This window comes from Mesorhizobium sp. M7A.F.Ca.MR.148.00.0.0 (assembly GCF_003997735.1).
Lineage (GTDB): Bacteria > Pseudomonadota > Alphaproteobacteria > Rhizobiales > Rhizobiaceae > Mesorhizobium.
On record NZ_RZTB01000074.1, the window covers coordinates 21,601 to 29,006 of the forward strand.

The 7,406-nt window shown below is 64.8% G+C and carries 7 protein-coding genes; 3 read left to right on the plus strand and 4 right to left on the minus strand.

Translation table 11 applies throughout. The features are described 5' to 3' along the window. Nucleotides 1-10: 10 nt before the first annotated feature. From nagA to EOB49_RS22985, 4 genes are read right to left on the minus strand one after another with little or no spacing between them, the layout of a single operon-like run. Nucleotides 11-1,189, minus strand: a complete 1,179-nt coding sequence (nagA, locus tag EOB49_RS22970; RefSeq protein ID WP_127382315.1) for an N-acetylglucosamine-6-phosphate deacetylase — start codon at nt 1,187-1,189, stop codon at nt 11-13. Then, nucleotides 1,186-2,220, minus strand: a complete 1,035-nt coding sequence (locus EOB49_RS22975; RefSeq protein WP_164748800.1) for an SIS domain-containing protein — start codon at nt 2,218-2,220, stop codon at nt 1,186-1,188. Before EOB49_RS22975 ends, nagA begins: the two co-directional genes overlap by 4 nt. A 17-nt stretch (nt 2,221-2,237) precedes the next feature. Then, nucleotides 2,238-3,020 carry a GntR family transcriptional regulator gene (locus EOB49_RS22980; RefSeq protein WP_027040192.1) on the minus strand — a complete coding sequence of 261 codons (783 nt, stop codon included), beginning with the start codon at nt 3,018-3,020 and terminating at the stop codon, nt 2,238-2,240. Then, nucleotides 3,017-3,898, minus strand: coding sequence for an N-acetylglucosamine kinase (locus EOB49_RS22985; RefSeq protein ID WP_127382316.1), 882 nt, complete (start codon nt 3,896-3,898; stop codon nt 3,017-3,019). The genes EOB49_RS22980 and EOB49_RS22985 overlap by 4 nt, the downstream gene beginning before the upstream one ends. A 198-nt stretch (nt 3,899-4,096) precedes the next feature. On the opposite strand from EOB49_RS22985, the gene EOB49_RS22990 reads away from it, so the two are divergent. The 3 genes from EOB49_RS22990 to EOB49_RS23000 all read left to right on the plus strand — a co-directional run. Beyond that, a complete protein-coding gene (locus tag EOB49_RS22990) occupies nt 4,097-5,047 on the plus strand; it encodes an N-acetylmuramic acid 6-phosphate etherase (protein ID WP_127382317.1) in 951 nt (316 codons plus the stop codon). 117 nt (nt 5,048-5,164) lie between these two features. Continuing rightward, entirely contained in the window at nt 5,165-6,424 is a 1,260-nt protein-coding gene (locus EOB49_RS22995; RefSeq protein WP_127382318.1) for an ABC transporter substrate-binding protein, read from the plus strand. Between the two features lie 246 nt (nt 6,425-6,670). After that, nucleotides 6,671-7,406: sugar ABC transporter permease (locus EOB49_RS23000; protein ID WP_164781776.1), on the plus strand; the 736-nt coding region annotated here is incomplete at its 3' end.

The following is a 7,406-nucleotide window of genomic DNA, read 5'->3' on the forward strand; positions in this document are numbered from 1 at the left end:
GAACCTGATATCAACGCGCAGTGTCGGAGCCGGCCGCAAAAACCTTTTCGCCGCCGATCCAGACGCCCTTCGTGTCGAGATCGTCCGACAGCGCGACAATATCCGCAGCCGTGCCGTTGGCAAATCGGCCAAGCCGGTGCGACTGGCCGATTGCTTGCGCTGGATAGAGCGAGGCCATGCGCAAGGCCTCGGAAAGCTCGACCCCGGCGACCCGGTGGATGAAACGAACGGCCGAGATCATATCGAGATCGGCGCCCGCCAGCGTTCCGTCGGCGAGCCTCAGGCTGCCGTCCCTTCGATAGATGGTGCGGCCGTTGAGCGTGAACGACGTCATCTCGGTGCCGATTGTCGCCATGGCGTCGGTGACCAGCACGATCCTGGCCGGCCCCTGCTTGGCGCGCAGCGCGATCTTGATGGTGGCCGGATCGACATGGATGCCGTCGGCGATGAGGCCGGCCGACAAGGTGCCGATGTCGATGGCGGCGCCGACCAATCCGGGCTCGCGATTGCCGATCTGGCTCATCGCATTGAACAGATGGGTGACCATCGAGGCGCCGGCCTCGGCAAAGGCGCTGGCGGCGGCATAGCCGGTATCGGAGTGGCCAAGGCTGACGATGATGCCCGCTTTGGCGAGCACCGCGACGCGCGCCGGCTCGACGGATTCAGGGGCAATGGTGGTGAGCAGCACCGGTAGTTTTTGCCGCGCGGCGATCAGCATCGCCTGATCGGCATCCGTCATCGGCCGGATCAGCGCCGGATCATGCGCGCCCTTGCGGGCGACCGACAGATGCGGGCCTTCGAGATGCAGTCCGAGAAACCCAGGCACCTTCTGGCGCGCCGCTGCCTCGCCGGCGGCGACAGCGGCGGCGGTGATTGCAGGCGTGTCGGTGATCAGCGTCGGCAGCAGCGCCGTCGTGCCGAAGGGCGCGTGCGCGCGGCAGATGGTCTCGATTGAAGCGACATCGGGGTGGTCGTTGAGCATGACGCCGCCGCCGCCGTTGACCTGCAGGTCGACGAACCCCGGCGCCAGAAGGCCGCCACCGGTGTCGACGACGCGGATATCCGAGGGGATGGCACCAGTGGGCAGAATGGCCTCGACGAGACCGTCGCGCACGACAAGTGCGTGGCCTTCATGCCAGTCGTCGCCGTCGAAAATCCGGGCGCCAGTCAGGGCAAAGCGATCGCTCATACTGTCTCCGTCACCTTGCGAAGATTGCGCGGCGTGTCCGGATCGAGACCGCGATGGCGGGCAAAGGCCTCGACGAACATGTAGAAGGAGACGATCAGCGTCAGCGGATCGGTCAGCGGGTGCCCGGTGGCGACATGCGGCAGGCGCACGGCGCGTTTGGCAAGCGCGGAGGTGACGAACACCGGCGCGCCCTTGGCCGCCAGGCTGTCGGCGGCCTCGGCGATAGACGGTTCGGAGGCGTCGCGCGCGGCCAGCGCCAGCACCGGAAAGTCGGGGCCGATCAGCGCCAGCGGGCCGTGCATGACTTCGGCGGCGCTGTAGGCCTCGGCATGCATGCCGCAGGTCTCCTTGAATTTCAGCGCCGCTTCGTTGGCCATCGCTGCCGACGGTCCGCGGCCGAGGATGAACAGCGACTTCTGCTTCTCGATCGTCTCAGACAGCACGCTCATCCAGTCGCAGGCGATCGCCTTGCCGAAATGCTCCGGCAGGCGGGCAAGTGCGGCCAACAGCGCATCGTCGCCGGTGGCGTGCGCCATCAGAGCGAGGCCGGCGACGGCCGAATTGATGAAGGTCTTGGTGGCCGCCACGCTGCGCTCGGGGCCGGCCAGGATATCGATCGCATAGTCCGAGGCACGCGCCAGCGGCGAATCGGCGGTGTTGGTGATGGCGACGGTCAGCGCGCCCCCCGCCCGCGCGGTTTCGGCCATGGCGACGATATCGGGGCTCTTGCCCGACTGCGAGATCGCCAGGCAGGCCGAGCCGGCGAGCCTGAGCTTGCGGCCATAGATCGAGGCGATCGACGGTCCGACAGACGCCACGGCCAGGCCCGCGGTCAGCTCGACGGCGTATTTCATGAAGGTGGCGGCATGGTCGGACGAGCCGCGCGCCACGGTGACGACGAACTGCGGGTCGCGTTCCCTGATGCCGCGCCCGGCCTCGGTCAGCACCGCGCCGGAGCCGTCGAGCAGGCGGGCGACCGCTTGCGGGACCTCCTCGATCTCGCGCCGCATATGGGTCATTTCTGCCGACATGGTCGGCTCTGTCGTGCTCATGGTCGGCCCTCTTCGCTCGGCCCTGTCAGCCGCAGTTCGGCGACGAAATCATAGGCGTCGCCCCGGTAGATGGAGCGGGTGAATTCGATCACCTTGCCGCTCGCCAGATAGGAAATGCGTTCGATGTGCAGGCCGGCAATACCTGGCGGCACTTCGAGCAGGCGCGCGTCGCTGTCTCCGAGATTGGCGGCGGAAATGCGCTGCACGGCGCGCACTGGCCGGTTGCCGGTCAATTCCAGCGCCGCGTAGAGCGAGGAACCTATATCGGCCGGATCGGGCAACACGCTGGCCGACAGCGAGGCGCGTTCGATCGCCAGCGGCGTGTCGTTGGCGATGCGCAGGCGCGCCACCCGCGCCACCAGTTCGCTCGAGGACAGGCCGAGCACCATCATCTCGTCGGGCGATGGTGCGTAGAGGCCGCGGTCGAGCCATGCCGAACGCACCGCCATGCCGCGCCGCGCCATGTCCTCGGTAAACGAGGTCAGCCGCGACAGCGACTGTTCGACACGCTCCATGCGCGGCGCCACGAAAGTGCCGGAGCCGTGGCGCTGCACCAGGATGCCGCCCTTGACCAAGTCCTGCACCGCCTTGCGCACGGTGACCCGCGAAATATCGGCCTTGGTGGCGATGTCGCGCTCGGAAGGCAGCGCGTCGCCCGGCCCGATCAGGCCGCGATTGACCGCGTCCTCGATGCTCTTGCGAAGCTGCAGATAAAGCGGCGCGCCGCTTTGCGCCTGATGTTTGAGCGTGGCGAAGATCTGGTCGGCGGCCTCGCTCATCGAGTTGCCTCCGCGTGTCCGGCGAAAAGGCGAACCGCCATCTGCACCGCGCCGCCCAGTGCGTCGTCGAGCGGCGGCTTCAGCAGCGCCCGGTAGCGGGCAGACAGGCGCGGCGCGTAGAGCGGCGCCAGCCCGCCGAGCAGGCACAGCGGCGCGTCGTCAGCAAGGTCGAGCGCGCCGAGCGAGGCTTCGACATCGGCGATCACCCTGTCGAGGATCCAGTTGGCGACGCTGTCGCCCTTCTCGGCATGCTCGAACACCTTGGGTGCGAAGCCGCCGAAGTCGCCCGGCTTGGCATTGGTGGTGAATTCGACGACGTCCTCAGGGTTGTTGCGGAACACGGCCAGCATGCTCTGCGTCAGCGGCGAACCTTCGCGGACGCCGTCATAGGCAAGCAGTGTCTGTTCGAGCAGGTCGCGGCCGATACGGGCGCCGCTGCCCTGGTCGCCAACCTGGAAGCCCCAGCCGCCGATGGCCCGCGATTTGCCTTGTCTGCGCGCCATATAGGCGGTGCCGGTGCCGAGGATCGCCATGGCGCCGTCACCGGAGCCGACAGCGCCTTCCAGCGCGATCTCGGCGTCGGTCTCGACGCGGCTGATGCTGAACGGCAGGATCGCTTCGAGTTGCTGCCGGTAGGTGCCGACATTGGCGCCGGCAAGGCCGAGAATTGCGGGTGTCCGCGGGATCAGTTCCGCATCCTGCCCGGCGGCGAGGAACGCCTGCCGCGCGGCCTCGACGATGTTCGAGCGGGCGCCGGTCAGGTCGGTGCGGATGTTGGCGGCGCCGCTTTTGGCGCGGCCGATCACCGTGCCGTCCGCCGTTGCCAGGGCGGCCCTGCAGCTGGTGCCGCCGCCATCGATTCCGAGCACGAAATTCACGTGATTTCTCCTCCGGGCGGATAATACCAATAAAATACCAATAGCCAAGGGTTAATTTCCGTTTCAAAAAGATTAAGCCGTATTTTATTGAAAAATCTGCATATTTCGTCGAGTCGACGCCTTCCGACCAGCGAATTCGTTAATGCGTGTGGACAAGTGGTATTTTTTTGGTATTGTTGTGGTATTGGAGGAACCGGGATGGCCGAAACGCGCACCGAAGCGCTTCACAAAAATGCCGAGGGGCTGGATATCCAGGCCCCGGACACCGTCCTTTCCTATTTGGCCGATGCGCAGATCGAAGCCGCCAAGGTCGTGCGCCATGCCATTCCATCCATCGCCAGGGCCGCCGAGATCATTGCCGTCAGGCTGAAGAGCGGCGGCAAGCTCGCCTACGCCGCTGCCGGCAGCTCAGGCCTGATGGCGCTGGCCGATGCGCTGGAGCTGCCGGGCACCTTCGGCATTCACCGCGACCGCATCGCTATCCTGATCGCCGGCGGCGACGACGCTTTCCGCACGCTGGCCGGAGGGCCGGAAGACGACACCGAGGAGGCTGCGGCAGCGGTCGCCGGGGCCGGCCTCGGCAAGGGCGACTGCCTGATCGCCATTTCCGCCAGCGGCACGACGCCCTATGCCGTCAAGGCTGTCGAGGAGGCTGCCCGCCGCGGCGCTGCCACCATCGGCATCGCCAACAACAGGGACTCTGCGCTGCTGCGCCAGGCACAAACCGCCATCCTGCTCGAAACGCCGCCGGAACTGATCGCCGGCTCCACGCGCATGGGCGCCGGCACCGCCCAGAAGATCGCGCTCAACATGCTGTCGACGCTGACCGCCATCCATCTCGGCCATGTGCATGACGGCTACATGGTCAATCTCATGGCCGACAACATCAAGCTGCGCGACCGCGCGGCGCGCATCGTCGCCGCCGTCAGCGGGCGCGGCACGGACGAGGCGGCCCGCCTGCTCGAGAAGAGCGGCGGCGCGGTCAAGACCGCCATTCTGCTCGCCGCCGGCGCCGACAGTACCGACGCGGCGCAGAAGATACTGGAAGAGGCTGGCCAGAAGCTGCGGCCGGCCCTTTCCGCGCTGGGGCATGATCCCGAAAAGTGGAAGCCGCTTTTCGGAAAAGATCATGCTCGAACAGAGAAATAGAGCCTGGTTCATCCCGATTTTCATCGGGGTGAAACAGGCTTGCGAGGGGAGCAAAGGGCGCACTGCCTCCGTTCTCATCAAAACCGAACCTGAAAAAGGTCAACAGGGAGACTGAGCATGACAACGAAACTACTGACGGCACTGCTTTTGGGCACCAGCATTCTCGGCTCGGCCGGGGTTGCCTATGCCGACGACGTAACGCTCAACATCGAAAGCTGGCGCGGCGATGACCTTGCCATCTGGAAGGACAAGCTGATCCCGGCTTTCGAAGCCAAGAACCCGGGCATCAAGGTGGTGTTCGCCCCGTCGGCTCCGACCGAATATGATGCCGCGCTCGGCGCCAAGCTCGCCGCCGGCTCGGCGGGCGACCTGATCACCTGCCGCCCGTTCGACAAGTCGCTCGAGCTGTTCAAGAAGGGCAACCTTGCTGATCTCTCGGCGCTGCCCGGCATGGAGAACTTTTCGCCGGTGGCCAAGTCCGCCTGGCAGACCGACGACGGCAAGGCGAGCTTCTGCGTGCCGATGGCCTCGGTCATCCACGGCTTCATCTACAACAAGGACGCCTTCGACAAGCTCGGCATCAAGGTGCCGGAGACCCGCGACGAGTTCTTCGCCGCGCTCGACAAGATCAAGGCCGACGGCACCTACATCCCGATGGCGATGGGCACCAAGGATCTCTGGGAAGCCGCGACCATGGGCTACCAGAACATCGGCCCCAACTACTGGAAGGGCGAGGACGGCCGCGCGGCGCTGATCAAGGGCGATCAGAAGCTGACCGACAAGGACTGGGTCGCGCCGTATGAGGAACTGGCCAAGTGGAAGCCGTATCTCGGCGACGGCTTCGAGGCGCAGACCTATCCGGACAGCCAGAACCTGTTCACGCTCGGTCGCGCCGCCATCTACCCGGCCGGCTCATGGGAAATCGGCCTGTTCAACACCCAGGCGCAGTTCAAGATGGGCGCCTTCCCGCCGCCGGTCGAGAAGGCCGGCGACACCTGCTACATATCGGACCATACCGATATCGGCATGGGCCTGAATGCGGCTTCGAAGAACGCCGATGCAGCCAAGACCTTCCTGTCCTGGGTCGCCTCGCCGGACTTCGCTACCATCTATGCCAACGCGCTGCCGGGCTTCTTCAGCCTGAACTCCGCGCCGGTGAAGATGGAAGACCCGCTGGCGCAGGAATTCGTCTCCTGGCGCGGCAAGTGCAAGTCGACGATCCGCTCGACCTACCAGATCCTGTCGCGCGGCACGCCGAACCTCGAGAACGAGACCTGGGTTGAATCGGCCAACGTCATCAACGGCACCGATACGCCGGAAGCCGCGGCCAAGAAGCTGCAGACCGGTCTCGACAGCTGGTACAAGCCGGCGAAGTAAGAGCTCAGGCAACGGAACTGGCCGGGCGCAGGCCTGGCCGGTTCCGGACTACCTCATTCAGAGTGCGCTTATTCAGATAGCGATTGTCGGCACTGCCTCCCGGCCTTACCCTCTCATCGGGGAAGGCTAGCTGATCAGTCGCAGGCCTTTGTTCTTGCCGCATCGGGCAGGAATGTTCGGGCCGTGCATCGAGGCATCATCTAGATCGATACCCTTTGGAACCGAGAGACGGCGGGGACCGAACTCATGGCCGCAGATATCAGACCGAAAAGACCGTTCCGCTGGCACATCGGCATCTTCCTGGCGCCGGCCGTGCTCGTCTACACGGCGATCATGATCCTGCCGCTCGCCGGCACGCTGCAGCTGTCGCTGTTCCGCAACATCGAGCAGCACCAGGTCTTCGTCGGGCTGGAAAACTTCCGCATGCTGTTCGGCGACCCCAACTGGTCGGTGGGTTTCTGGAACGCGCTGAGGAACAATGTCTGGTTCTTCATCATTCACATGATCGTGCAGAACCCGATCGGCGTCATGCTGGCCGCGCTTCTGTCCAGCCCGAAACTCAGATTCGCGGCTTTCTACCGCACGGCGATCTTCGTGCCGACCATCCTGTCCTTCGTTATCGTCGGTTTCGCCTGGAAGCTGATCCTCGCGCCAATATGGAATGTAATCCCAAGCCTTATCGCGGTTTTCAAGTGCGACATTCCTGCTTGGATTGGCGTTCACATTGGTATATTCGACGTTTCATATTGCGCACCAATCCGGATCCCGCCGCTTCTCGGCAAGGAGGAATACGCGCTAACTACCCTTAGTTTAATCTCAGTCTGGCAGTTTGTCGGCATCCCGATGATGCTGATCTACGCCGCCCTGCTGTCGATCCCCGAAGAGGTGATCGAGGCGGCCGAATGCGATGGCATTACCGGGCTGTCGCAGTTCTGGAAGATCAAGCTGCCGCTGATCCTGCCGTCGATCGGCATCATCTCGA

What these genes read in the sequence shown, in the direction of transcription:
- EOB49_RS22995 (WP_127382318.1), top strand. Translation starts at nt 5,165, where the DNA reads ATGACAACGAAACTACTGACGGCACTGCTTTTGGGCACCAGCATTCTC.
- EOB49_RS22990 (WP_127382317.1), top strand. Translation starts at nt 4,097, where the DNA reads ATGGCCGAAACGCGCACCGAAGCGCTTCACAAAAATGCCGAGGGGCTG.
- nagA (WP_127382315.1), bottom strand. Translation starts at nt 1,189, where the DNA reads ATGAGCGATCGCTTTGCCCTGACTGGCGCCCGGATTTTCGACGGCGAC.
- EOB49_RS22975 (WP_164748800.1), bottom strand. Translation starts at nt 2,220, where the DNA reads ATGTCGGCAGAAATGACCCATATGCGGCGCGAGATCGAGGAGGTCCCG.
- EOB49_RS22980 (WP_027040192.1), bottom strand. Translation starts at nt 3,020, where the DNA reads ATGAGCGAGGCCGCCGACCAGATCTTCGCCACGCTCAAACATCAGGCG.